Genomic DNA, 24,247 nt, shown 5'->3' with positions numbered 1-24,247 from the left:
CAATGATAACGCCCAATTAGAGAGAGCTTAAGGGGAGGATTTAAAAAACTTTCATTCAATTTGCAAGCATTTCTGATTACAATGCGTTTTAATTTATTTTTAACTTATCTAGCTGTTTGGATAAGTTCTGTAGGTGCCCGCATGGAAATCAAAGTCAATTATCTCGACAATCTTCGACAGGAAGCAAAGTTCGACGATTTCACGGTTATTGCCGATCAACCTATTCGTTATAAAGGTGATGGATCTGCACCAGGCCCATTTGATTATTTTCTTGCGTCTTCAGCATTATGTGCAGCTTATTTTGTAAAGGTGTATTGTGCTGCACGAGATATTCCTACAGAAAATATTCGATTATCCCAAAATAATATTGTTGATCCAGAAAACCGTTATAAACAAATTTTTAAAATTCAAGTCGAATTACCCTCAGATATCTCTGAGAAGGATCGACAAGGTATTTTGCGTTCAATCGACCGTTGCACTGTAAAAAAAGTCATTCAAACAGGTCCTGAATTTGTTATTGAGGAAGTTGAAAGCATTGATGCGGATGCTCAAGCTTTACTTATGCCAAATATTGCCAAGAAAAATGTGACTGTTATTCCGGGCAAAGATTTACCGCTTGAAGAAACGATTGCCAACATGTCTGCAATTTTGGCGGGCTTAGGGATGAAGATTGAAATTGCGTCTTGGCGGAATATAGTGCCAAACGTATGGTCTTTACATATTCGCGATGCACAAGCGCCAATGTGCTTTACCAATGGTAAAGGTTCAACGAAAGAGAGTGCTTTAGCGTCTGCATTAGGCGAGTTTATTGAACGTTTGAATTGTAATTTCTTCTATAACGACCAATTTTGGGGTGAAGAAATCGCAAATGCAGAATTTGTGCATTACCCAGATGAAAAGTGGTTCCAACCAGGTCCAAATGGTGAATTGCCATCAGAAATTTTAGATGAATATACACTTGAAATTTACGATCCTGAAGATGAGTTATTAGGCACACATCTGTACGACACAAATTCTGGCAATACTGAGAGAGGTATTTGTTCGTTACCATTTGTGCGCCAGTCAGACGGTGAGATTGTATATTTCCCTTCAAATTTGATTGAAAATTTGTATCTGTCAAATGGTATGAGCGCAGGAAATACCTTGGCTGAAGCACAAGTACAATGTTTATCTGAAATATTTGAGCGTGCGGTTAAGCGCGAAATTTTAGAGGGTGAAATTACCCTGCCAGATGTACCTGAACATGTTCTAGCAAAGTACCCAAAAATAGTTGAGGGTATTAAGGGGCTTGAGGAGCAAGGTTTTCCAGTGCTGGTCAAAGATGCTTCATTAGGTGGGAAATTCCCAGTCATGTGCGTGACATTAATGAATCCAAGAACGGGTGGCGTTTTTGCATCATTCGGGGCTCATCCAAACTTTGAAGTTGCATTAGAACGCAGCCTAACAGAGCTTTTACAAGGTCGTAGTTTTGAAGGTTTAAATGACTTACCACGTCCTACTTTCAATAGCCATGCACTGACAGAACCAAATAACTTTGTGGAACACTTTATTGATTCATCGGGTGTTGTGTCTTGGAGATTCTTCAGTTCGAAATCTGATTATGATTTCGTAGAGTGGGATTTCACCAGTCAAGGTGAAAATACAAACGCTGAAGAAGCTGAAAAGATGTTCAATATCCTAAAAGAGATGGGTAAAGAAGTTTACATGGCTGTATACCAACATTTAGGTGCAACTGCATGCCGAATTCTGGTGCCAGGATATTCTGAGGTGTATTTGGTTGAAGATCTGGTTTGGGACAATACCAATAAAGCTTTAGCCTTTAGAGAAGATATTCTTAACTTACATCGTTTAGATAATAAACAGCTCGAAGCTTTGCTAGAGAAACTTGAAGAAGTTGAAGTGGATGACTATACCGATATTATTACCTTGATTGGTGTTGAATTTGACGATAATACGGTGTGGGGTCAGTTAACTATTCTTGAATTAAAACTATTAATTAACTTAGCTTTGGAAAATTTCGAAGAAGCGAAAGACCAAGTAGAACAGTTCTTACAATACAACACCAATACTGTAGAACGAGGCTTATTCTATCAATGCATGGATGTTGTATTAGAAGTGTTGTTAGATGAAGAAATGGAAATTGAAGACTATGAACCGAATTTTAGACGTATGTTCGGTGATGAGAGAGTTGATGCTGCAATAGGCTCAATCGAAGGTGATGTGCGTTTTTATGGATTGACGCCAACCAATATGCAACTTGAAGGTCTCGATCGTCATTTAAAACTTATTGAGAGCTATAAGAAGCTTCATGCTGCCAGAGCACGTTTTGTTTCTCAACAAAACTGATCGAATGAAAGGCTACTATGAATAGTGGCCTTTTTATTTTAAAGATCAGCAAATCGATGCATCTAGTTAGGGTGCTCAATTTTTTATAATAAAATGAAGTGGTTATGAAAAGTACTGATAGTATTTATTAAAAATAGTAATTTATTGATATTTAAGGGAAATAATTCTATTTCACTGGTATTATTAGCTAAATGCATTATCATAGTGCATGACGAGTTAACTTAAGGCGAGCATTATGAATTTCTTGAAAAAAAAGAATAAAGCAAGTTTCGTTTTCTTTATTATTACTGCGTATTCCTGTTTGGGCTTTGGATTAGGTTACATAATTTGGGAATACCTCCAAATGAAATAATGTTCATATTGATCGGTAAGAGTGCAAATTTAGAAAGTATTCACTGTTAGCAAGCATAATTTACTCTACCATTTAAAATTAAATGATCTAAAAATCATCAGTGATTTTTTAAGGGGTATATTTAAATTTATATTTTTTAACGTGATTTAAATAAAGATTAAATTTTAGCGTTTTATAACCTATGACTGTGTATTCAGCCCTTCAAATTCAGTCTATGTTATAATTAAAAATATATCCCGATAGATCGAATTGTCTAGCGACTGTTCAATTGATAGATCATCATATCAAAGCTGCTTTATTGCAGCTTTTTTAATTGTGCTTCAATTTATCGGAAATGTCATTTTGGTACGTTTATTGAATGCGTCATCTGAGCTACATTTGCCAATGAATCATTGAATAAATGATCTAAATAATTTTTACGACTCGCTCGATCTTAAGCAGGGGCTCGACAATGACAAATCCAAATTCTTCAGCGGGTTTGCTTGAACGCTTATTTAAACTAAGTGAAAACAAAACAACTTTTCGAACTGAAATGATTGCAGGGATGACGACATTCCTGACAATGTGCTACATCATCATTGTCAATCCAATGATTCTGTCTGAAACAGGAATGGATCATGGTGCGGTATTTGTTGCGACATGTTTGGCAGCAGCAATTGGTTGTTTTGTCATGGGTATTATTGCCAATTACCCAATCGCATTGGCTCCGGGTATGGGCTTAAATGCATATTTCACCTATTCGGTATGTTTAGGAATGGGTGTACCTTGGCAAACCGCTTTAGCTGCGGTATTTGTGTCTGGTCTGGTCTTCATCGCGATCAGTATGTTTAAAATTCGTGAAGCGATCGTGAATGCCATTCCAATGTCTTTAAAATTGGCTATTGGTGGTGGTATTGGTTTATTCCTAGCATTAATCGCTTTGAAAAATGCTGGCATCATTGTGGATAATCCTGCGACTCTAGTGGGTTTAGGTGATTTAAAACAACCAACCGTTCTCTTAGCCTTATTCGGTTTTTTGATGGTTGTTGTTATGCATCACTTTAAAATACGTGGTGCGATTATCATTAGTATTTTAGTGTTGACTGCAATCTCAACATTCCTAGGATTGAGTGAATTTAAAGGTGTGGTTGGTCAAATTCCTTCAATTGCACCAACATTCATGCAAATGGATTTTGAAGGCTTATTTACCGCAAGTTTAATCGGTGTAATTTTTGTGTTCTTCTTAGTTGATCTATTTGATTCAACAGGAACGCTGGTTGGTGTTTCACATCGTGCTGGTTTACTCAAAGATGGTAAATTACCACGTTTGAAGAAAGCTCTGTTTGCCGACTCTTCAGCGATTGTTGCTGGTGCTGCATTAGGTACATCATCAACGACACCATATATTGAGTCTTCTGCGGGTGTAGCAGCAGGGGGGCGTACAGGTCTTACAGCGGTAATAGTTGGCTTACTTTTTATTGCTTGTTTGTTCTTAGCACCGTTGGCTCAATCTGTTCCTGGATTTGCAACTGCACCAGCCTTACTCTTTGTAGGGGTATTGATGATTCAGGGTATTACACATATTGATTGGGATGATATTACTGAAGCGGTTCCTGCTTTCTTAACGATCGTGTTTATGCCGTTCACTTACTCAATCGCTGATGGTATTGCCATGGGCTTTATCAGTTATGCGTTGGTGAAGTTACTTACAGGTAAAGCATCTACAGTACCATATATGGTATGGATTATCGCAGTATTATGGGCGCTAAAATTTGCAATGTTTGGCGGCTAATTTTTAACAGTTTTTAAAAGGGTGTAAACTCAGTTTGCACCCTTTTTATTTTTGGTTTCATGAGGAGTAGCAATGAACCGTGTTGAGTTAATTAAAGCTTTACCTAAAGCTGAGCTTCATGTCCATATTGAAGGGACATTTGAACCTGAGTTGATGTTTGCCATTGCTCAGCGCAATGAAATTGCAATCCCATATCAATCAGTTGAAGAAGTCAAACAGGCTTATAATTTTCACAATCTGCAATCATTTCTAGATATTTACTATGCAGGTGCGAATGTATTGATCAATGAGCAAGATTTTTATGATCTTGCATGGGCATATTTTGAAAAATGTGCAGAAGATCGAGTGGTTCATACTGAAATGTTTTTTGATCCGCAAACCCATACGGATCGTGGTGTGTCATTTGAAACGGTAATTAAAGGCTTAAAACGAGCTTGCCACGATGCTGAGGTAAAATTAGGCATCACAACGCATTTGATTATGTGTTTCTTACGTCATTTGAGTGAAGAGGCAGCATTTGAAACACTTGAACAGGCTTTACCTTACAAAGACCAAATTATTGGGGTAGGGTTAGATTCAAGTGAAGTTGGGCATCCACCTTCTAAATTTGAAAGGGTATTTGCAAAATCACGTGATGAAGGATTTTTGGTTGTTGCTCATGCAGGTGAAGAAGGTCCAGCAGAATATGTCTGGGAAGCTTTGGATTTACTTAAAGTGAATCGTATTGATCACGGCGTACGCTCTGAAGAAGATCCAAAGTTGTTGGCGCGTTTGATTGCTGAAAAAATGCCTTTAACGGTTTGTCCATTATCAAATTTAAAGCTTTGTGTTGTAGATGATATGGCAGATCATAATATTCGCCGTTTGTTACAGCAGGGTGTGCATGTAACCGTCAATTCAGATGATCCATCTTATTTCGGTGGGTATATGAATGATAACTTTATTGCGATTGCTGAGGCCTTAGATTTAACAAATCATGAATTAAAGCAACTCGCTATAAATTCATTTGAAGCATCGTTTATTTCCGATGTGCAAAAACAAAAGTGGAAAGATAAAATTCTCGCAATTTAAAACAGTTAAACTTGTTTATGTGAAATACTGGAAGGTGGGGGCAAAATCCCACCTTTGGTTTAATATGCTTTAAACAATAGAGCCGAATGTGATGTTGAAATTGAAGTCTTTGTTTTGCTTGAGTCTGCTAATGTTGCCCGTAGTTATCGCGAATGCAAATACGACATTGACACAGCGTATATTAAAGCCTGTCATCCAGTATCAATGTGAGCGTGAAGTCGACCATTCAAAAATATGGAAAATAACGACATATTTAATGAATGAAGAAAACAAAAAGAAATTAAAATTAGAAACCTGTGATTGTGTATCAAATCATGCTTTAAAAGATATTCCGGCTCAGGAACTTGTCAAAGCAACAGTTAACGAAGATATCAAGCAAGAAGTCATTCGAAAAGCCATGTTGAATAGCCTAAAAGCATGTGTGATTAGCTCTAAATCTAACTCAGAAATTTAGAGCCGTACTCAATCAATCTTTAGGTTGTTTGGTCATGCTGTCTAAGACATGATCTTTATCTATAAAGTGATGCTTTAATGCCGCAGCAATATGTCCGAGTAAAAGTAAACCTGCAGCCCAAGAAATCCAAATATGAAGTGGTTTTACAATTTCAGTTACTTGAGGATTCTCACCTATTAAAGCGGGTAGATCAAATAAGAATAATACTGGTGCAGGGTAGCCGAGACTCCAACTCCATAAGCAACCCGTAATTGGTAAAGCCAGAAGCATAAAATAAAGTCCAAGATGCCCTAAATGTGCGAGTCTTTTCATGAGGGGAGACATTGTCTCTGGTAACTCGGGTGCAGGATGAGTGTAGCGCCAAAAGATACGAACCACGACCAGAAAAATAATTGTGGTTGCAATATTTTTGTGAAGCGTGATGACGTCACCTTTGAAGCTACCATCTACTTCATAACTTAAAAAATTGCCGCTATAAAAGCCGATCGCCCACGCCGTGATAAAAATAATCGCCATGACCCAATGCAAGACTTGAGCTGTACGTGTGTAATATTTGGATTTATTATTCATGATATAAACTTATGATTGAATTTCGCACATAATAATTTAAGCATAAATTATTTATAAGTATTGAAATGGGACACAGTGTTGAAAATATGCAACGGAATGCGACTTATAACTGAACATATAGTCGGGAAATACAAAAAATCTATTTCTTCATGATGTTACATTAGGCAAAATAGCTCAATTCGTAAGATGATAAGGACAATACTGTGAAAAAATTAATCGCTTTACTCGCACCAATGACATTAGTGCTCGGAGCTTGTGCTACAGGTACAACAGGGACATCATCACCTGCCGCAAATACCACTCAACAGTTAGGTTCGGCTGCACTTAAAATTGCGATCAATGCAAAATGCACAACTGAATTGAACAATATTTCTGCTTGGAAAACTGCAACGAAATTAATGACTGCAGAGCAGAAAGAAAATATCCAAGGTGAAATTTGTGGATGTGTAAGTGAAAAAGCTCCTCAAAGCGTAACTACGGTTGATTTGGCTACAGCAGCGATTGATCCAACAGCACGTGCAACAATCGTCAGCAATATCGTGACTAAAACTATTAATGAATGTGTAGCTGAAGCTGTACGTTAATTTTAAAGATATATGAATAGGCTGATTTTGATCGGCCTATTTTTTTAAGGATAAATTAGGAAAATGATGTTGATTGCTGGTGCTGATGAAGCAGGGCGCGGTCCACTGGTGGGATCGGTCGTTGCGGCTGCTGTAATTTTGGATCCTAACAATCCGATTCTTGGGTTAAATGATTCTAAAAAACTCAGTGAAAAGAAACGTGAAAAATTATTTATAGAGATCAAAGAAAAAGCACTAGCTTGGGCTATCGCTGAAGCGAGTCATCACGAAATTGATGAACTCAATATATTGAATGCTTCGTTGTTGGCAATGCGTCGTGCCGTTGAACAATTGACTGTGCAACCACAACATGTATTGGTTGATGGTAATAAAATTCCCCAAGGATTGAGTATGAGTTGTGATGCTGTAGTTGGAGGAGATGCATTACATCCAGAAATTTCTGCTGCCAGTATCCTGGCTAAGGTGACACGTGATCATCAAATGTTAGAACTTGATGCTAAATATCCTCAGTTTGGTTTTGCAAAACATAAAGGCTACCCGACCAAAGCTCATTTTGAAGCTATTGCACAGTTTGGCGTGGTTGAAGAGCACAGGCGTAGTTTTGGTCCAGTACGCAAATCATTGGGACTTTAAACAGCTTAAACACCAAAAATTTAAAGCGGCTAAATTTAGCCGCTTTAGTCACAAAATCATTTCTAATCAACGATTGAAATCATTTTGAGTGTAATTCTCTTCTTCGTAAGAAGGTTGGTAATCTTGGTCAAGATGTTGCAAGTGCTCATGCATCGCACGTTCATGCTGAATTCGTTGATAGATTTCTTCACGATGTACAGATACTTCTTTAGGCGCATTCACACCAATTCGCACTTGGTTACCTTTTACACCAAGTACAGTGACACTGACTTGATCCCCAATCATTAATGTTTCACCAACACGACGGGTGAGAATCAGCATGTTTATCTCCTTGCTTAAACGCTAAACCTGCGATAGTTTTTTCAAAAATGAAAATAACAACCTCGGCACCACGAAATATTTTAATAGATAAATGTGACGAATTTAACCATTCGCACAGGACTATTGAAATTATCCCATAAACCTCTAGACCTAATATAACAGAGCCACTATAGGAAAAACTATAGTGGCTCTGAATATTTCTTCATCAAGTATGCATTGTTTCTGCTAACTCATGGCAGAAAATTAAGCACGTGCGCTAGACTCACCATGTTCGCGGTCAAGACCAAACGCAGTGTGAAGTGAGCGAACAGCAAGCTCTAAATAATTTTCTTCAATAATAACAGAGATTTTGATTTCAGAAGTTGAAATCATCAGGATATTGATGCCTTCATCAGCAAGTGCTGTAAACATTTTACTTGCAACACCAGCATGAGAGCGCATACCAACACCTACGATAGATACTTTTACAATATCATCACGTGTTGCAACTTCACGAGCACCGATTGCTTGAGCAGTTTCTTCAAGAATTTTTTTAGCTTTAGCAAGTTCGCCACGATTGACTGTGAATGTGAAGTCAGTTGTACCATCTTCTTCAACGTTTTGGATGATCATATCCACTTCGATATTAGCATCACCAATCGGTTTTAAAATTTTAGATGCAATACCAGGAAGATCAGGCACACCTAAGATAGTTAATTTAGCTTCGTCACGGTTAAATGCGATACCAGAGATAATTGGCTGTTCCATGTTGTCTTCCAATTCAGTAGTGATAAGTGTTCCGACGTTGTTTTTGAATTCTTCGTCAAATGCGCCATCATTTTCATTGTCGAAGCTAGAGAGTACGCGTAAAGGGACTTGATATTTACCCGCGAACTCAACAGAACGTATCTGTAAAACTTTAGAACCAAGAGAAGCCATTTCGAGCATTTCTTCAAAAGAAATACGATCAACTTTTTTCGCTTTTGGTGCAATACGTGGATCTGTTGTATATACACCATCCACATCTGTATAAATTTGGCATTCATCCGCTTTGAGTGCAGCTGCTAATGCAACACCAGAAGTATCAGAACCACCACGACCCAAAGTTGTTGTGTTTCCATTAGCATCAAAACCTTGGAAACCTGCAACAACGATGACACGACCAGCATCTAATTGTTCAGTCATGACATCTGTATCAATTGATTCAATACGTGCTTTTGTGAATGAGCTGTCAGTTTTAATACCAACTTGGCGTCCAGTCAAAGATTTCGCTTCCACACCGATAGAGTTCAGTGCCATTGCTAACATTGAAATCGTTACCTGTTCACCCGTTGAAACCATTTGGTCTAATTCTCGTGGGTCAGGGGTGTCGGTAATGGCTTTCGCTAAAGCGAGTAGGCGATTAGTTTCACCACTCATTGCTGATACAACAACCACAACCTTGTGGCCGTGATCATGCCAACGCTTTACACGACGAGCAACATTTAAAATGCGCTCAGGAGTACCCATTGAAGTACCGCCATATTTTTGAACGATTAATGCCATAGTTGTTCCATATAAACCATGACCTTGAAGAGTTGTTCAAGGTCAGTTACACAAAAGGTGAAGTTTTATTTTGCAGCTAGCCAAGCAGTTAATTCTGCCATGACAGAAGCAAACTTCTCGTTAAGTGGCGCGCCACCTTGTGCCAAATCAGGCTTACCACCACCTTTACCACCTAGCTCAGTTGCTAAGTGTTTGATGATGTCACCTGCTTTTATAGAAGCTGTGAAGTCTTTAGCTACAGATGCGATCAAGCTCACCTTGTCACCCTCTACACCTGCAAGGACAATCACAGCATTTTCTAATTTTGATTTCACGCCGTCGTGTAGATTGCGAAGTGATTTCGCATCCATACCTTGAACAGTCGTGATTAACGTTTTGCGACCTGCAATTTCCTTAACTTGGCTAAGTAGTTCAGCCGCCTGTAAATGTGCAAGTTTTTGATTCAATTGATCAATTTGCTTTTGTAAGCTTGATGCTGTGTCCGCTAAGGCTTCAACTTTCTCAATCGTTTGATCTTTTTGTGCTTTCAATAAGCCATTAATCGTGTTGATGTCTCGATCAGCTTTTTGAGCCACCTCAATTGCTTTCGTACCTGTAACTGCCTCAATACGACGTACACCTGCAGCAACACCGCCTTCAGAAGTGATTTTGAACAGACCAATGTCACCTGTACGTTTTACGTGAATACCGCCACAAAGTTCGATCGAGAAGTTTTTCTCTTCAATGATTGAACCCATAGAAAGTACGCGAACTTCTTCGCCATATTTCTCACCAAACAACATCATCGCACCTTTAGCTTTTGCAGATTCGATGTCAAGGAGTTCGGTTGTTACAGGCGTATTGGCAATCACTTCAGCATTTACCAGACGTTCAATTTCTTGAATCTGTTCAAATGTCACGGGTTGATCATTGGCAAAGTCGAAACGTAACACGTCAGAAGCAACCAATGAACCTTTTTGTTGAACATGTGAACCCAAGATTTGACGAAGTGCAGCATGTAGAAGGTGAGTCGCAGAGTGGTTACGTGCTGTTGCTGCACGAATGTCTGCTTTAACTGTTGCTTCTACATTTTGAGTAACTTTAAAGTTACCCATGGTCACGATACCTTGGTGAACGAACGCACCACCAGATTTTTTCGTGTCTTGAACTTCGAAAATACCTGTATCGTTTTTAAAGATACCTGTATCACCAATTTGACCACCGCTTTCTGCATAGAAAGGTGTTTGGTTTAGAACGATTAAAGCTTCATCACCTTCAACGACTTCATCAACTTGTTCGCCATCCTTATAGATTGCGATGATTTGACCCTCACCAGCAGTTGCATCGTAGCCGTCAAACTGAGTTTCGCCTTCAACTTTTACAACGTTGTTGTAGTCGATTGCGAATTTACCCGCATCACGTGCACGTTGACGTTGAGCAGCCATTTCTTTTTCAAAACCAGCTTCGTCAATCGTTAAATCACGTTCACGTGCGATGTCAGCCGTTAAGTCAGTTGGGAAGCCGTACGTGTCGTAAAGTTTGAATACTACTTCGCCTGGAATTACAGAACCTTTTAAGTTCGCAAGTTCGCCCTCAAGCAATTTCAAACCTTGTTCTAAGGTTTTAGCAAATTGCTCTTCTTCTTTTAAAAGTTGCGCTTCGATACGCGCTTGTTGTGCTTCAAGTTCAGGATAGGCAGCGCCCATCACCTCAATTAAAGGCTTTAACATTTTGTGGAAGAATGAACCTGTCGCACCCAACTTGTTACCATGACGAACTGCACGACGGATGATACGACGTAGAACGTAGCCACGCCCTTCATTTGATGGGTTTACGCCATCAGCGATTAGGAATGAGCACGAGCGTGCATGGTCGGCAACGACTTTAAGTGATGCTGGGTATTCAACTGGTTTGCCTTCCGCTTGCGCTTTCGCTTCAAGTTCAGCAGTATCTAAACCAATAATTTCAGCTGCAGCTTTTAATAGGTGTTGGAATAGATCAATTTCGTAGTTTGAGTTGACGTGTTGTAAAACAGCAGAAATACGCTCTAAGCCCATACCTGTATCGACAGACGGAGCAGGAAGCGGATGGAGTACGCCATCAGCAGTACGGTTAAACTGCATGAATACGTTGTTCCAAATTTCGATGAAGCGGTCGCCATCTTCTTCAGGTGTGCCTGGTAAGCCGCCCCAAATGTGATCGCCATGGTCATAGAAAATTTCAGAACATGGACCACAAGGACCTGTATCGCCCATTGCCCAGAAGTTATCTGAAGCGTATTGACCGCCTTTGTTGTCGCCGATACGGATAATGCGAGACTCATCTAGACCGATTTCTTTGTTCCAGATGTCGAATGCTTCATCATCAGTGTGATAAACCGTTGCATATAATTTGTCTTTAGGTAGACCTAACCATTTTTCATTGGTTAAGAAATCCCAAGCGAATTTAATCGCGTCACGTTTAAAGTAATCTCCGAAAGAGAAGTTACCTAACATTTCAAAAAACGTATGGTGACGAGCTGTGTAGCCCACGTTATCTAAGTCGTTATGTTTACCGCCAGCACGAACACATTTTTGTGATGACACTGCACGTACATAATCTCGTTTTTCTAGGCCTAAGAAGCAATCTTTGAACTGGTTCATACCAGCATTTGTAAAGAGCAAAGTTGGGTCGTTGGCAGGAACTAGAGAACTCGACGCGACACGTGTGTGGCCTTGCGATTCAAAGTAACGCAAAAATGCTTCACGAATTTCAGCTGATGTCATAAAACGAGTACTCACAACCAAGTCACTCCATTAATTCTGTATTGGCAAATAATATGTCTGGGAAATAAAGTGCGAATTCACAAAAAAATTCACCCCAGCATACCGGGCTAAAAGTTTAAAAACGCCAAATTATAACGGAATTTGCCACCTGTACCAATGATTTTAAAGTGTTTTAATGACAATTCTCTTTAATTCTGATTTTAGGTGAAATTTTAATCATTATTTGTGTTGAGATCATTTTCAAATGCTTAAGCAGTGTATCTCGCACGAAGATCAATCAAAAATATTGAGTAGTCATAAGACCATTATTTATTACTGAATATTTTAGAAATACTTTAACATAGAGCTTTCAAGAACTTGTATTAAAGAGTTGAAGGTTACATATGCAGCGTATCGCAATTAATGGATTTGGACGAATCGGGCGAAATGTTTTAAGAGCTTGGTTTGAAAATCCAAAACAATTCAATTTTGAAATCGTTGCGATTAATGATGTGGCTGATGTAGAAACTTTAATTCATTTATTTAAATATGACACCACACATGGAAGATTTCATGGGGAAGTGGAGTTGAGTTATGTTGCAGAGCAAGTATTTCTCAATATTTATGCCTATCAAAAAAAATTATCTATTGAAGTCCACTGTCAAACAGAACCTGATCAACTGCCATGGAAGCGTTTAAACGTTGATGTTGTTTTAGAGTGTACTGGTTTATTTAGATCTCGAGCAGAAGCGACACGCCATCTCAATGCTGGCGCTCAACGTGTGATAATTGGGGCTGCACCTTTTGATACGGTTGATGCTGCAATTGTCTACGGGGTAAATCATACAGAGGTTAAAACTACGGATCAGATTATTTCGAGTGTTTCATGTACGACACAAGCATTGGTTCCTCTGGTCAAAATTATTGACGATGCCTTTGGCATAGAAAGTGCGTTAATGACAGAAATTCATGCTGTTACAGCGGATCAATCCGTTTTAGATCATGTTCACCGCGATTTACGTCGTGCGAGGGCATCTGGGCAAAACATTATTCCAACGACTTCATCTGCTCTAGGTGCAATCAAACGTGTCATGCCAAAAATGGAAGGGCGAATAGACGGTTACTCAATTCGTGTTCCTACTATTAATGTGGCAGCTATTGATTTGACATTTATAGCGCAACAGTCAATTACAGACCATCAGTTAAATGAAGCGTTAATTTCAGCAGCACGAGAGCAATTTTCGGAAATTATGTCGGTAACAGATGAGCCTTTAGTATCATCTGACTTTAATCATTCTCCGTTTTCACTCATTGTTGATTTAACTCAAACCATGGTGGTCGGGAAGCAAGCTAAAGTCTATGCTTGGTATGATAATGAATGGGGATATACCAATCGTTTACTGGATTTATGTCATTCATTTCCAGATCAGTCATGAAACTGAAATGCTGTGTCTTTTATAAAGGCTTATGTCTATAACATAGATCAACTGCTAGTGCGTTCAGAATTACCAATCGAAGCTTATGAATAATCTAAAATTCCGATTTAATTATTTAAAAGTCTGATGCACATGGGGGTTGATCGTGATAGACTAGGAGAAATCGGGTGTGTTCCCGATTTTTTTATGCGGATTTGTTCCGCGCTGACAGAATTTAGGTTTACAACATGCCCATTTCAGAGACATGGTTATTACCTGATGGTGTAGCTGATGTATTACCAGAGCAAGCGCAAGTTATTGAAACTTTGCGTCGTACCGCGTTAGATTTCCTCGCAGCTCGAGGTTATCAATTGGTGTACACGCCATTTATTGAATACATCGAATCTCTATCTTCTCTTTCAGAATCGAATCAAGATTTAGACTTAGCCACATTTAAAGTAATCGATCAACTTTCAGGTCGTTTACTTGGTGTGCGTGCAGATATGACGCCTCAGGTGGCGCGTATTGATGCACACGTGTATCCAGTTGAAGGTGTTGCACGCTATTGCTACGCTGGAACGGTACTTCATACCAAACCACAAGGTTTCAATACCACACGTGCGCCTTTACAGCTCGGTGCTGAGTTGTTTGGTTCAGACAGTATCGATGCTGACGTCGAAATGATCGATGTCATGTTGGAATTATTAAAAAATACAGGTGTAACTGAGGCGATCCATTTAGATATTGGACACGTTGGTCTATTCCGTAGCTTAGTTAAACATGCAGGATTGAACAAAGCTACAGAGTCGCATCTATCTGATTTATATCAGCGTAAAGCATTACCAGAGCTTGCTGAATATACGCAACAACTTAAATTCGGCTCTGATTTTTATGCGCTTGGTCGTTATGCAAGTGATTTAGTCGCTTTAAAATCACATTTAAGCCAAGAAATCTTAGAAGATTCGGCATTCCAAGAAGCATTTAATGCAGTTCAAAGCACACAAGATGCAATTCAGCAACGTTGGCCAAATCTGCATATTGGTATCGATGTTGTAGAGCTTCGTTCATATCACTATCACACTGGCTTAATGTATGCAGTGTATGCACCAAATCGTGCTGCACCATTAGCTCAAGGTGGACGTTATGATGGTATTGGTGAGCATTTTGGTCGTGCACGTCCAGCAACTGGCTTTTCATGTGACTTATACGCTTTAAGCGCTGGTCAATTTAAAGCATTGGAAGTAATCGTTGCACCTAAGGGCAATAATGCTGACCTAGTCAAAGCAATTCAAGGATTACGTGATCAAGGCAAAAGCGTTGTGCAGTTGCTTGGTCAAGATGAGTTGAATTCAGTACCTAACGCGACTCACCAGTTGGTGAATCAAGCGGGTGAGTGGAAACTCGAACAGATTTAATCACCTGATTTGAATACTAAATTTCAAATCATGTTCTTCAATTTTAACAGCATGATGCAATGAGGCTATTATGGGCAAGAATGTTGTGGTACTTGGTACCCAATGGGGCGACGAAGGTAAAGGTAAAATCGTTGACCTGCTCACAGATCAAGCGGCTGCAGTTGTTCGCTATCAAGGTGGACACAATGCAGGTCATACTCTCGTCGTAGGTGGTAAGAAAACTGTTTTACACCTCATTCCATCTGGTATTTTACGTGAAAACGTACTTTGCTTAATTGGTAACGGTGTAGTGCTTTCTCCTGAAGCGTTAATCAAAGAGATGACGATTCTTGAAGAGCAAGGTGTGCCAGTTAAAGAACGTTTACGTATTTCTCCAAACTGTCCATTAATTTTGCCAAACCATATTGCATTAGACCAAGCACGTGAGAAAAAACGTGGGAATGCCAAGATTGGTACAACAGGTCGTGGTATTGGTCCAGCGTATGAGGATAAAGTTGCACGTCGTGCGGTTCGTGTCGCTGATTTAGTGCGTGGTGGTGATCATCTTAAAGCATTGCTTGAAGAGTTACTTGAATACCATAACTTCCAATTAACACAATTCTACGGTGTAGAAGCGGTTAAGCTTGAAGACGTGCTTGCGTTATGTGATCAATGGCGTGAAGTTGTTGCTCCACTGGTTGTTGATGTTACTGGCGAATTGCATAAATATCGTAAGAACGGTGACAACATCATGTTTGAAGGTGCTCAAGGCTCACTTCTTGATGTTGACCATGGTACTTATCCATACGTAACATCTTCAAATACGACTGCTGGTGGTGTGAGTTCTGGTTCTGGTCTTGGTCCATTACACCTTGACTATGTATTGGGTATTACCAAAGCTTATACAACTCGCGTAGGTGCAGGTCCATTCCCAACTGAGTTGGTTTATGATGCTGCAAACGATGTTGGTGATGCAATTGGTAAGCACCTTGGTACTGTAGGTTCAGAATTTGGCGCATCTACTGGTCGCCAACGTCGCTGTGGTTGGTTCGATGCTGAAATCCTTCGTCGTTCAGTAGAAGTAAACTCACTTTCGGGTATTTGCTTGACTAAACTTGACGTTCTTGATGGTTTAGAAGAAATCAAAATCTGTGTAGGTTATGAAGCTGCAGATTCGGGCTGCGTAGGTTCTTCTGATGCACTTGCATTTGAAACTTTAAAACCAATTTACGAAACAATGCCTGGTTGGACTGAGTCTACTTTTGGTGCTAAATCTTTAGACCAATTGCCAGAAGCAGCAATCAACTATATTAAGCGACTTGAACAGTTAATCGAATGTCCAATCGACATCGTATCAACTGGTCCAGACCGTGATGAAACGATTATTCTTCGTCACCCGTTTGAAGCTTAATTAAAAGTTTTAAAAAAGCCCTGTGATATCACAGGGCTTTTTTTGATCTAAACAACGACCAAAGTTGTATAAAAATTGGCTGTGCTGAATCTTAGAGATTGTTAAAATCGAATGTATAAAATAATAGAGTGTGCAGGATGCATAAAAATATTTCTGGAACAATGTTTTATTCGTTGTTATTTGCAATGGGGGGGGCACCCACGATTGCGATGATGATAATTCGATCTCAAACAGTAGCCGAAGATGTGGTCTACCAAGTCTTTATTGGGCTGTCGATTATGATCGCTTGCATATTGGTCCCTATTATTTTAATTCAGAACACCTATTTATTTTTTAAACGTAAAGATGAGAAGCTTGAAACTCGTTTAAAACCGTGGAGTCAAACCTATCTCGTGCTTAATATTTTTTGTTTGGTCTTTTGGATCAGCTATCAATTTGTTTACTAAATTACATAACAAATAAAAAAGTGAAGAAAAATGAGATATTAAGCTTAGTTGAGTTTGTCTATAATTATGAACAAGTACTTTCAAGTAGATTGGAACATTATAATGAAGAACAAATTATTGCTCGGTCTTACAGCATCTGCGGTGATCTCGATTTCAGGGTGTACAACATTTGCGGATATGGCGGGTGCGGACTCAGCGACATTAAATGCAGCTGCTGCACAAAGTTACTCGCAAGCCATTGATACAGCTCGCAGCAAGGGCTTATTGGATACAAGCTCAAATACCTATAAGCGTATTACCAATGTCTACAATCGTTTGCGTCCATATGCTGATCAAATGAATCAAACGGGTCAGCCATTCCAATGGCAGGTATCTGTAATTAAATCAAGTGAATTAAATGCTTCTGTCATGCCGGGTGGTAAAGTTGTTTTTTATACAGGTATTGTGGAACGTTTAAATTTAACAGATGCTGAAATTGCGGCCATCATGGGACATGAAATGATCCATGCTTTGGAAGAGCATGCAAAAAGTAAATTGGGTGCTCAAGCTTTAACTGACTTGGCTTTAGGTGTTGGTTTAAGTGCAGCTGGGGTAGGTCAAGGTGGCGCAGCAGTTGCACAAATTGGTTCTCAACTGGGTGTAGGGTTGCCTTATTCACGTAACTTGGAGAGCCGTGCTGATCAGGGTGGATTAATGTTAATGGCTCGAGCTGGTTATAACCCACAAGCAGCGATTACATTATGGGAGAAAATGGCTAAAGCAAGTAATGGTGGCAATGCATCTTTCTTATCAACACACCCTTCAAATGCTCAACGAATTGAGGCGATGCGTAAAAACTTACCTGCAGCTCAAGCGATTTATAACCAAAGTCGCCGTTAAAAGAATAAAGCTAAAAAAGGATGCGTTAGCATCCTTTTTTTTATATTCACCACTTAGTAAATTGTTATCACAGTATGGCTTTGATTCAAATGTATTGAAATCGAATTTATTAGACACTTAAGGTGCTGGATTTGGCTGTTGTTTATGGATGATCTCAATTTCCTGAAGTATTTCTGCTGACAATGACACATTAAAAGCATCAATATTTTCTTTGAGTTGATTTAAATCGGTTGCACCAATGATTGTGCTGGTCACGAAGAACTGCTGCTTAATGAAAGCTAACGCCAATTGCGTTAATGTCAGTCCATGTTTTTCTGCTAAGAGGGCGTATTGTTCAGTTGCCCATTCACTTTCAGGATTACTATAACGCACAAATCTAGAGTATAAGGTGACTCTGGCATTTGCAGGTCTCGCACCATGTCTAAATTTTCCTGTTAAATAGCCAAAAGCGAGCGGTGAATAGGCCAGTAAACCGATGCCTTCAAATTTAGCAATCTCCGACATGCCGATTTCATAGGTACGATTTAATAAGTTATAGGGGTTTTGTACAGAAACAAATTTAGACAGCCCTAACTTTTCAGCTAAATGTAGAAATTTCATGGTTCCCCATGGTGTCTCATTGGAGAGTCCGATATAACGAATTCTACCTCTATTAATTTCCGCTTGAAGGGCAGATAAGGTTTCCTCGAGTGGTGTGATATCTAGTGTACTGTGAGCATGGTGATTGGTATAACCCAATTGACCAAACATATTGGTTGGGCGTTGAGGCCAATGCAGCTGATAAAGATCAATATAGTCAGTTTTTAAGCGTCTAAGATTTGAGTCTAAGGCTGAGCTGATGTCGCTGGCAGTATAGCGAGTTGTGCCGCCTCTAATATTGCTACCACCTTGGCCTGGACCTGCAATTTTTGAAGCAAGAAAAAGTTGATCACGTTGGCCGCGCTGCTGAATCCAATTGCCGATAATTTCTTCCGTCGCGCCTTGAGTTTCGACTTTAGGTGGTACTGGGTACATCTCTGCAGTATCCCAAAAATTTAACCCCCGCTCGAGTGCATATTCCAGTTGTTGGAAAGCCTCGGACTGGCTATTTTGCTCACCAAAGGTCATTGTTCCTAAACAAATTTCGGGAACGTGTATATCTGTTTGCCCAAGTCGATTAAATTTCATGCTCAACATCCTTGCTGTATTTTTTAAGTTGATATATTGAAATCATACCTAATCTAAGATTCAAAACGTATGTAAAATAAATTCGAAAGTTTTCAGAAAAAAGGCAATAAAAAAGCAAATCGTCAGATTTGCTTTTTTGAATGTAGATCAGATGAAAATTTATTCATCATCATTGTTGTCAAAGTCTTCTTCAACAGAATTTACTGCTTCTAATGATGAATCAAAAATTAAGATAGCTTTACCATCAGTTTCAATCATGCCTTGTTCTTCAAGTGTTTTAAGAACACGACCAACCATTTCACGTGAACAACCTACAATACGACCAATTTCTTGACGAGTAATACGAATTTGGCGTCCATTTGGAAGAATCATTGCTTCAGGTTGAGCTGACAAGTCGATTAAACAACGTGCAATACGACCCGATACATCAATAAATGCTAGGTCAGTTACTTTTCGAGTTGTATTTTTTAAGCGACGAACAAGCTGTGCGAACACCGCATAGCTAAGATCTGGATACTGCTTACTTACTTCATGGAAGTTAGCATATGAAATTTCAGCAATCTCACATACATCACGTGTACGTACTTCTGCAGTACGCTGAGGATTACTTTCAAATAATCCCATCTCTCCAAAAAAGTCCCCTGGGTTTAAATAGGCTACCACAATTTCACGTTCATCATCTTCACGTAAAATAATTGAAACCGACCCTTTTAAAATTAGATACAGAGATTTCGACTCTGAGCCCGCATCAATAATTGAAGTTCGTTTTGGAAATCTATTGATGTGCGCACGCTTGAGCAAAGCTTTGACAGATTCAGGTAATTGACCTGGCGACAAAGCATCTGTACTAAGTTGTGAAAAATTAGAAGTCATGCTTTTTAAATTCCGATTTGGATAGTAACTAGATCTTTAGACCTAAATAAACTTGCCACGTGAAGCATAAGAGGTGAAATTCCTTATCAGCTCAATATATGCTAGTGTACAGTCCTAAGTAAATTTATAGTTTTTTTTAGGTAGTTGCAATGCATACTAGCGTACATTGGTTAGAGAATGTTGCTTTTGAAGCAAAATCTGAAAGCGGTCACCAAATTATCATGGATGGTGCTGAAGCTTACGGTGGTGAAAACCGTGGTCCACGTCCGATGGAACTTATATTAATGGGGCTTGGTGGGTGTGCTTCGTTTGATATTGTGACCATATTAAAAAAATCTAGACAAGATGTGATGGGTGTTCAATGTCAGTTGAAAGCCGAGAGGGCAGACACAATTCCCGCGGTTTTCACGAAGATACATTTGCATTTTGTGGTTACAGGAAAAGCAGTTAAAGAAAAGCAAGTTGCTAAAGCGGTTGAGCTATCTGCAGAAAAATATTGCTCAGCAAGTAAAATGCTTTCAGATGGCGGTGTTGAAATTACACATGATTTTGAAATCATTGAAGCCGAAGCTTGATTTTATCGAGTTGAAAAAAGCAACCTTAAGGTTGCTTTTTTTATGTAAGTTGAGCGAATCAATTTTACTCTTGTACCCATGGCAGATTGTGAAATCGCCAGCCATTGTAAGTACCACGATGGGAGTTGGGATCTAAATCACCTTCAAAACCTTGATCGATATTATATACGTTTGTGAAACCAGCATTATACGCCACACTCGCTGCTGCCGCGGAGCGCTTTCCACTACGGCACATGAGCAAAATGATATCATATACATTAACAAAAGATTGTAACTTCTCTAAAAACTCTGGGTTACGTTCAAGTGAGATGCCTGTCAGCCAAGGAATATGTTCTGAATGTTCGACATAACCTACGAATTTTCGCTCTTCATGTGTTCTGACATCAATAATGATCGCTTGCTGGGATTGAAATAAAAGCCACGCATCTTGGGGTTTTAAAGAGCCTGCAAAGAGGAGTGTATGATCTTCTACATTTTTTTTTGCTTCAGATAAAATAAATTTAATTTTATCTTGATGGACTTTATTTTCTGAGAGATTTATAAAATGATTCATATAAGTATGCCTGAATGATTAAATCATCCGTTTATGGAAAACGGTGATTATTATAAGTTTTATCTATATTCTTTAAATAAATATAAAATTAATTGTTTATCTTATAAATTCATATTGAATGATTTTGCACAACATGTACCGATTAGGTCGATATAAGTTCGGCGTACTCCTATGTGATGATTTGAGAACAATAATGACCGTTTACTGAGAATATATTTTCTTTGTCATATGTAGTGAATAGTAGATAAATATCATAATCACCATGAAAAAATTGTGAAGTGGTATTGAAAAATGTATGAGCAGCACAAATATTATAATTATAATCTATCTTTATTTTTTAAATAATTGAAATTTAAGAAAATAATTAAAAAAACGACTTGAAATATGACGCTTCTCACCCATTAACTAAGCAAGTACCAAATTTGTTGTGAGGAAAATAATAATGCGTTTTGAAAAATTTACAAATCGCTTACAGCAAGCCTTATCTGATGCGCAATCTTTAGCAATGGGCAAGGATCATACAGCGATTGAAGGCATCCATATACTATCGACACTGCTTGAAGAGCCATCAAATATGAGTTTGTTGCAGCAGGCAGGGGCGAATTTACGAGAATTGAGCACAAAGTTGCAACAGGCGCTTGCTGATGCACCAACACTTGCCCATCCAACTGGGGATATCAATCTCAGTCCAGATGCGGTTAAAGCGCTTAACTTGGCAGATAGTTATGCACAAAAATCGGGTGATGAGTTTCTTTCAACAGATTGGGTGTTACTTGGTTTAGCAGAAACAGGTGCAACCAAAACTATTTTAAATGCGGTTGGTGTTCAATCCGCAGGTTTAAAAGCGGCGATAACTAAAGTTCGAGGTGATGAAAAAGTCATGAGTAACAATCATGAAGATCAACGTGATTCATTAAACAAATACACCATTGATCTCACTGAGCGAGCACTTTCTGGCAAGCTTGATCCAGTGATTGGGCGAGATGATGAAATTCGTCGAACAGTCCAAGTTTTATCACGCCGTACAAAAAATAATCCTGTTTTGATTGGTGAACCGGGTGTTGGTAAAACTGCCATTGTTGAGGGTTTAGCACAGCGTATCGTCAATGGAGAAGTGCCTGAAAGTTTAAAAAATAAACGTGTCTTATCACTTGATCTTGGATCGCTTTTAGCTGGTGCAAAATATCGTGGTGAATTTGAAGAGCGCTTAAAAGCAGTATTAAAAGATCTAGCTAAACATGATGGTGAAATTATTCTGTTTATCGATGAGTTGCACACTCTAGTCGGTGCAGGTAAAGGCGACGGTGCAATGGATGCAGGTAACATGTTGAAACCTGCTTTAGCACGCGGAGAATTACGTTGTGTAGGTGCTACAACTTTAGATGAATATCGACAATTCATTGAAAAAGATGCAGCACTTGAACGTCGTTTCCAGAAAGTATTGGTTGACGAGCCTAGCGTTGAAGACACGATTGCGATTTTACGTGGATTAAAAGAGCGCTATGAAGTACATCATGGTGTCAAAATCTTAGATTCTGCCATCATTGCTGCAGCTAAAATGTCACATCGCTACATTACAGATCGTCAACTACCAGATAAAGCGATTGATCTAATTGATGAGGCGGCATCTCGAATTAAGATGGAGCTTGATTCAAAACCTGAGTCTCTAGATAAATTAGAGCGTCGTCTTATTCAACTCAAATTACAGCTTGAGGCTGTAAAAAAAGACGAAGATGCGGGAAGTAAAGCTGAAGTTTCACACTTAGAAAAACAAATTGCTGAAGTGGAGAAGGAATACAGCGATCTTGAAGAAGTGTGGATTTCTGAAAAGCGTTTGGTCCAAGGCGATCAACAAACTCAGGCTGAGCTTGATCAAGCACGTATTGCGATGCAAAAGGCACAACGTGAAAATGATCTAGCTGAAATGGCACGACTTCAATATGGAGTAATTCCTGATTTGGAGAAACGACTCAGTGAAGAAGCATCTGAAGAGAAAGTTGAACCTAAATTATTGCGTAATAAAGTGACGGACAATGAAATTGCCGAAGTTGTAAGTGCAGCAACAGGAATTCCTGTAGCAAAAATGCTACAGGGTGAGCGTGAAAAATTACTCAGTATGGAAACATTTTTACATAACCGCGTCGTAGGCCAAGATGAAGCGGTAGTTGCAGTTTCTAATGCTGTACGACGCTCACGTGCTGGACTTTCAGATCCAAATCGCCCAAGTGGTTCATTCTTATTTTTAGGTCCAACAGGTGTCGGTAAAACTGAGTTAACTAAAGCTTTAGCAAACTTCTTATTTGACAGTGACGATGCCATGATCCGTATCGATATGTCTGAATTTATGGAGAAACATTCTGTTAGTCGTTTGGTGGGAGCACCTCCTGGTTATGTTGGTTATGAAGAGGGTGGTGTGCTAACTGAAGCAGTTCGCCGTAAGCCTTATAGCGTGGTGTTATTTGATGAAGTAGAGAAGGCTCATCCAGATGTATTTAATATTCTGCTTCAGGTACTTGACGATGGTCGCTTGACTGATTCGCAAGGGCGTGTGGTGGATTTTAAAAATACCGTGATCGTCATGACTTCAAACTTAGGTTCAAATGAAGTGCGCGAATTAGGTGACATGGCGACGGAACAAGATGTACGCAGTGTTGTGATGGCTGCTGTTTCTGAGCATTTTAGACCAGAGTTTATTAACCGAATTGATGAGCTTGTAATCTTCCATGCACTGAAAAAATCGCAGATTCGAGGTATCGCGGATATTCAGTTAGATCGCTTACGTGCTCGTTTGGCTGATCGTGATTTAAGTTTGACTGTAGATGACACTGCTTTCGATGAATTAATTGAGGCAGGATATGACCCAATCTATGGGGCTCGACCACTTAAACGTGCTATTCAACAAAAGGTTGAAAATACATTGGCTCAAAAAATCTTAGCGGGAGAATTTTTGCCAGGAGATACAATTGTTATACAAAGCACTGATGGAAATTTGAGTTTTAGTAAACTTAAATTAAATTAGAATTTAATAAACAAACTTAGAAAACCTGAATTCGTTCAGGTTTTTTTTCATTTAAGTGATTTAAAAATAATAAATTTATTTTTTAATAAAATTGCTACTCAAATCTATTAAGTATAAGATTGCACTCAATATTTTTGTGAATAAATGTTTAATTTGTTTATTGATT

At 39.0% G+C, this 24,247-nt stretch carries 21 protein-coding genes; 14 read left to right on the top strand and 7 right to left on the bottom strand.

Translation table 11 applies throughout. The features are described 5' to 3' along the window. Nucleotides 1–141 precede the first annotated feature (141 nt). From AC1M9J_RS01045 to AC1M9J_RS01025, 5 genes are all read left to right on the top strand, one after another. Nucleotides 142–2,346 (top strand): OsmC domain/YcaO domain-containing protein, encoded by a 2,205-nt coding sequence (locus AC1M9J_RS01045; protein WP_481595515.1) that lies wholly within the window; start codon nucleotides 142–144, stop codon nucleotides 2,344–2,346. A gap of 235 nt (nucleotides 2,347–2,581) precedes the next feature. Next, entirely contained in the window at nucleotides 2,582–2,698 is a 117-nt protein-coding gene (locus tag AC1M9J_RS01040; RefSeq protein ID WP_481595514.1) for a hypothetical protein, read from the top strand. Nucleotides 2,699–3,149: 451 nt separating this feature from the next. Continuing rightward, entirely contained in the window at nucleotides 3,150–4,469 is a 1,320-nt protein-coding gene (locus tag AC1M9J_RS01035; protein ID WP_035265860.1) for an NCS2 family permease, read from the top strand. Nucleotides 4,470–4,541: 72 nt separating this feature from the next. Next, complete coding sequence (locus AC1M9J_RS01030; protein ID WP_481591235.1) at nucleotides 4,542–5,540, top strand: adenosine deaminase; 999 nt, start codon at nucleotides 4,542–4,544, stop codon at nucleotides 5,538–5,540. A gap of 130 nt (nucleotides 5,541–5,670) precedes the next feature. Further along, a complete protein-coding gene (locus AC1M9J_RS01025; protein WP_481951703.1) occupies nucleotides 5,671–5,994 on the top strand; it encodes a hypothetical protein in 324 nt (107 codons plus the stop codon). A gap of 12 nt (nucleotides 5,995–6,006) precedes the next feature. Here the strand turns inward: AC1M9J_RS01025 and AC1M9J_RS01020 are convergent, their stop codons facing one another. Beyond that, nucleotides 6,007–6,564 (bottom strand): cytochrome b, encoded by a 558-nt coding sequence (locus AC1M9J_RS01020; RefSeq protein ID WP_035265864.1) that lies wholly within the window; start codon nucleotides 6,562–6,564, stop codon nucleotides 6,007–6,009. A 203-nt stretch (nucleotides 6,565–6,767) separates the two neighbouring features. Here AC1M9J_RS01020 and AC1M9J_RS01015 point away from each other — a divergent pair, with 203 nt between their 5' ends. Together AC1M9J_RS01015 and rnhB are read left to right on the top strand one after the other, a co-directional pair. Further along, a complete protein-coding gene (locus AC1M9J_RS01015; protein WP_180027580.1) occupies nucleotides 6,768–7,148 on the top strand; it encodes a hypothetical protein in 381 nt (126 codons plus the stop codon). Nucleotides 7,149–7,214: 66 nt separating this feature from the next. Next, complete coding sequence (gene rnhB / locus AC1M9J_RS01010; protein ID WP_481595669.1) at nucleotides 7,215–7,781, top strand: ribonuclease HII; 567 nt, start codon at nucleotides 7,215–7,217, stop codon at nucleotides 7,779–7,781. Between the two features lie 66 nt (nucleotides 7,782–7,847). Here rnhB and csrA read toward each other — a convergent pair whose 3' ends face one another. The 3 genes from csrA to alaS form a co-directional block, all read right to left on the bottom strand. Continuing rightward, nucleotides 7,848–8,102 (bottom strand): carbon storage regulator CsrA, encoded by a 255-nt coding sequence (gene csrA / locus AC1M9J_RS01005; protein WP_035265869.1) that lies wholly within the window; start codon nucleotides 8,100–8,102, stop codon nucleotides 7,848–7,850. Nucleotides 8,103–8,345: 243 nt separating this feature from the next. Further along, nucleotides 8,346–9,626, bottom strand: coding sequence for an aspartate kinase (locus AC1M9J_RS01000; RefSeq protein ID WP_481951702.1), 1,281 nt, complete (start codon nucleotides 9,624–9,626; stop codon nucleotides 8,346–8,348). A gap of 65 nt (nucleotides 9,627–9,691) precedes the next feature. After that, nucleotides 9,692–12,385 carry an alanine--tRNA ligase gene (alaS, locus tag AC1M9J_RS00995; RefSeq protein ID WP_481951701.1) on the bottom strand — a complete coding sequence of 898 codons (2,694 nt, stop codon included), beginning with the start codon at nucleotides 12,383–12,385 and terminating at the stop codon, nucleotides 9,692–9,694. Between the two features lie 368 nt (nucleotides 12,386–12,753). On the opposite strand from alaS, the gene gap reads away from it, so the two are divergent. The 5 genes from gap (at nucleotide 12,754) to AC1M9J_RS00970 (ending at nucleotide 17,894) form a co-directional block, all read left to right on the top strand. Continuing rightward, nucleotides 12,754–13,785 carry a type I glyceraldehyde-3-phosphate dehydrogenase gene (gap, locus tag AC1M9J_RS00990; RefSeq protein WP_481595511.1) on the top strand — a complete coding sequence of 344 codons (1,032 nt, stop codon included), beginning with the start codon at nucleotides 12,754–12,756 and terminating at the stop codon, nucleotides 13,783–13,785. A 227-nt stretch (nucleotides 13,786–14,012) separates the two neighbouring features. Then, nucleotides 14,013–15,179 carry an ATP phosphoribosyltransferase regulatory subunit gene (locus tag AC1M9J_RS00985; protein ID WP_179998348.1) on the top strand — a complete coding sequence of 389 codons (1,167 nt, stop codon included), beginning with the start codon at nucleotides 14,013–14,015 and terminating at the stop codon, nucleotides 15,177–15,179. 70 nt (nucleotides 15,180–15,249) lie between these two features. Continuing rightward, a complete protein-coding gene (locus tag AC1M9J_RS00980) occupies nucleotides 15,250–16,569 on the top strand; it encodes an adenylosuccinate synthase (RefSeq protein ID WP_035265875.1) in 1,320 nt (439 codons plus the stop codon). 137 nt (nucleotides 16,570–16,706) lie between these two features. Next, complete coding sequence (locus AC1M9J_RS00975) at nucleotides 16,707–17,015, top strand: hypothetical protein (RefSeq protein WP_180027584.1); 309 nt, start codon at nucleotides 16,707–16,709, stop codon at nucleotides 17,013–17,015. Nucleotides 17,016–17,117: 102 nt separating this feature from the next. After that, nucleotides 17,118–17,894 carry a M48 family metallopeptidase gene (locus AC1M9J_RS00970; protein ID WP_035265878.1) on the top strand — a complete coding sequence of 259 codons (777 nt, stop codon included), beginning with the start codon at nucleotides 17,118–17,120 and terminating at the stop codon, nucleotides 17,892–17,894. A gap of 117 nt (nucleotides 17,895–18,011) precedes the next feature. Here AC1M9J_RS00970 and AC1M9J_RS00965 read toward each other — a convergent pair whose 3' ends face one another. Further along, nucleotides 18,012–19,061 (bottom strand): NADP(H)-dependent aldo-keto reductase, encoded by a 1,050-nt coding sequence (locus AC1M9J_RS00965; RefSeq protein WP_481595510.1) that lies wholly within the window; start codon nucleotides 19,059–19,061, stop codon nucleotides 18,012–18,014. Nucleotides 19,062–19,220: 159 nt separating this feature from the next. Beyond that, the gene (gene crp, locus AC1M9J_RS00960) at nucleotides 19,221–19,934 is read right to left on the bottom strand and encodes a cAMP-activated global transcriptional regulator CRP (protein WP_035265881.1); all 714 of its coding nucleotides are present in this window, start codon (nucleotides 19,932–19,934) and stop codon (nucleotides 19,221–19,223) included. Nucleotides 19,935–20,083: 149 nt separating this feature from the next. Between crp and AC1M9J_RS00955 the strand changes: the two genes are divergently transcribed. After that, nucleotides 20,084–20,509, top strand: coding sequence for an OsmC family protein (locus AC1M9J_RS00955; protein WP_180027588.1), 426 nt, complete (start codon nucleotides 20,084–20,086; stop codon nucleotides 20,507–20,509). A gap of 64 nt (nucleotides 20,510–20,573) precedes the next feature. Here AC1M9J_RS00955 and AC1M9J_RS00950 read toward each other — a convergent pair whose 3' ends face one another. Next, the gene (locus AC1M9J_RS00950) at nucleotides 20,574–21,062 is read right to left on the bottom strand and encodes a rhodanese-like domain-containing protein (RefSeq protein ID WP_092766120.1); all 489 of its coding nucleotides are present in this window, start codon (nucleotides 21,060–21,062) and stop codon (nucleotides 20,574–20,576) included. A gap of 442 nt (nucleotides 21,063–21,504) precedes the next feature. Between AC1M9J_RS00950 and clpB the strand changes: the two genes are divergently transcribed. Continuing rightward, the gene (gene clpB / locus AC1M9J_RS00945; protein WP_481595509.1) at nucleotides 21,505–24,081 is read left to right on the top strand and encodes an ATP-dependent chaperone ClpB; all 2,577 of its coding nucleotides are present in this window, start codon (nucleotides 21,505–21,507) and stop codon (nucleotides 24,079–24,081) included. Nucleotides 24,082–24,247: the final 166 nt, after the last annotated feature.

The organism is Acinetobacter sp. ANC_7588, assembly GCF_056783995.1.
This window is presented reverse-complemented; position numbering and strand designations above follow the sequence as displayed.

Excerpts from the sequence above, each read along its gene's own strand:
- AC1M9J_RS01020 (WP_035265864.1), bottom strand. The coding sequence starts at position 6,564 with ATGAATAATAAATCCAAATATTACACACGTACAGCTCAAGTCTTGCAT.
- AC1M9J_RS00985 (WP_179998348.1), top strand. The coding sequence starts at position 14,013 with ATGCCCATTTCAGAGACATGGTTATTACCTGATGGTGTAGCTGATGTA.
- csrA (WP_035265869.1), bottom strand. The coding sequence starts at position 8,102 with ATGCTGATTCTCACCCGTCGTGTTGGTGAAACATTAATGATTGGGGAT.
- clpB (WP_481595509.1), top strand. The coding sequence starts at position 21,505 with ATGCGTTTTGAAAAATTTACAAATCGCTTACAGCAAGCCTTATCTGAT.
- AC1M9J_RS00950 (WP_092766120.1), bottom strand. The coding sequence starts at position 21,062 with ATGAATCATTTTATAAATCTCTCAGAAAATAAAGTCCATCAAGATAAA.
- AC1M9J_RS01000 (WP_481951702.1), bottom strand. The coding sequence starts at position 9,626 with ATGGCATTAATCGTTCAAAAATATGGCGGTACTTCAATGGGTACTCCT.
- AC1M9J_RS01030 (WP_481591235.1), top strand. The coding sequence starts at position 4,542 with ATGAACCGTGTTGAGTTAATTAAAGCTTTACCTAAAGCTGAGCTTCAT.
- AC1M9J_RS00980 (WP_035265875.1), top strand. The coding sequence starts at position 15,250 with ATGGGCAAGAATGTTGTGGTACTTGGTACCCAATGGGGCGACGAAGGT.
- crp (WP_035265881.1), bottom strand. The coding sequence starts at position 19,934 with ATGACTTCTAATTTTTCACAACTTAGTACAGATGCTTTGTCGCCAGGT.
- AC1M9J_RS01040 (WP_481595514.1), top strand. The coding sequence starts at position 2,582 with ATGAATTTCTTGAAAAAAAAGAATAAAGCAAGTTTCGTTTTCTTTATT.
- rnhB (WP_481595669.1), top strand. The coding sequence starts at position 7,215 with ATGTTGATTGCTGGTGCTGATGAAGCAGGGCGCGGTCCACTGGTGGGA.
- AC1M9J_RS01025 (WP_481951703.1), top strand. The coding sequence starts at position 5,671 with ATGTTGCCCGTAGTTATCGCGAATGCAAATACGACATTGACACAGCGT.
- AC1M9J_RS00965 (WP_481595510.1), bottom strand. The coding sequence starts at position 19,061 with ATGAAATTTAATCGACTTGGGCAAACAGATATACACGTTCCCGAAATT.
- gap (WP_481595511.1), top strand. The coding sequence starts at position 12,754 with ATGCAGCGTATCGCAATTAATGGATTTGGACGAATCGGGCGAAATGTT.
- AC1M9J_RS00970 (WP_035265878.1), top strand. The coding sequence starts at position 17,118 with ATGAAGAACAAATTATTGCTCGGTCTTACAGCATCTGCGGTGATCTCG.
- AC1M9J_RS00955 (WP_180027588.1), top strand. The coding sequence starts at position 20,084 with ATGCATACTAGCGTACATTGGTTAGAGAATGTTGCTTTTGAAGCAAAA.
- AC1M9J_RS00975 (WP_180027584.1), top strand. The coding sequence starts at position 16,707 with ATGCATAAAAATATTTCTGGAACAATGTTTTATTCGTTGTTATTTGCA.
- AC1M9J_RS01045 (WP_481595515.1), top strand. The coding sequence starts at position 142 with ATGGAAATCAAAGTCAATTATCTCGACAATCTTCGACAGGAAGCAAAG.
- AC1M9J_RS01035 (WP_035265860.1), top strand. The coding sequence starts at position 3,150 with ATGACAAATCCAAATTCTTCAGCGGGTTTGCTTGAACGCTTATTTAAA.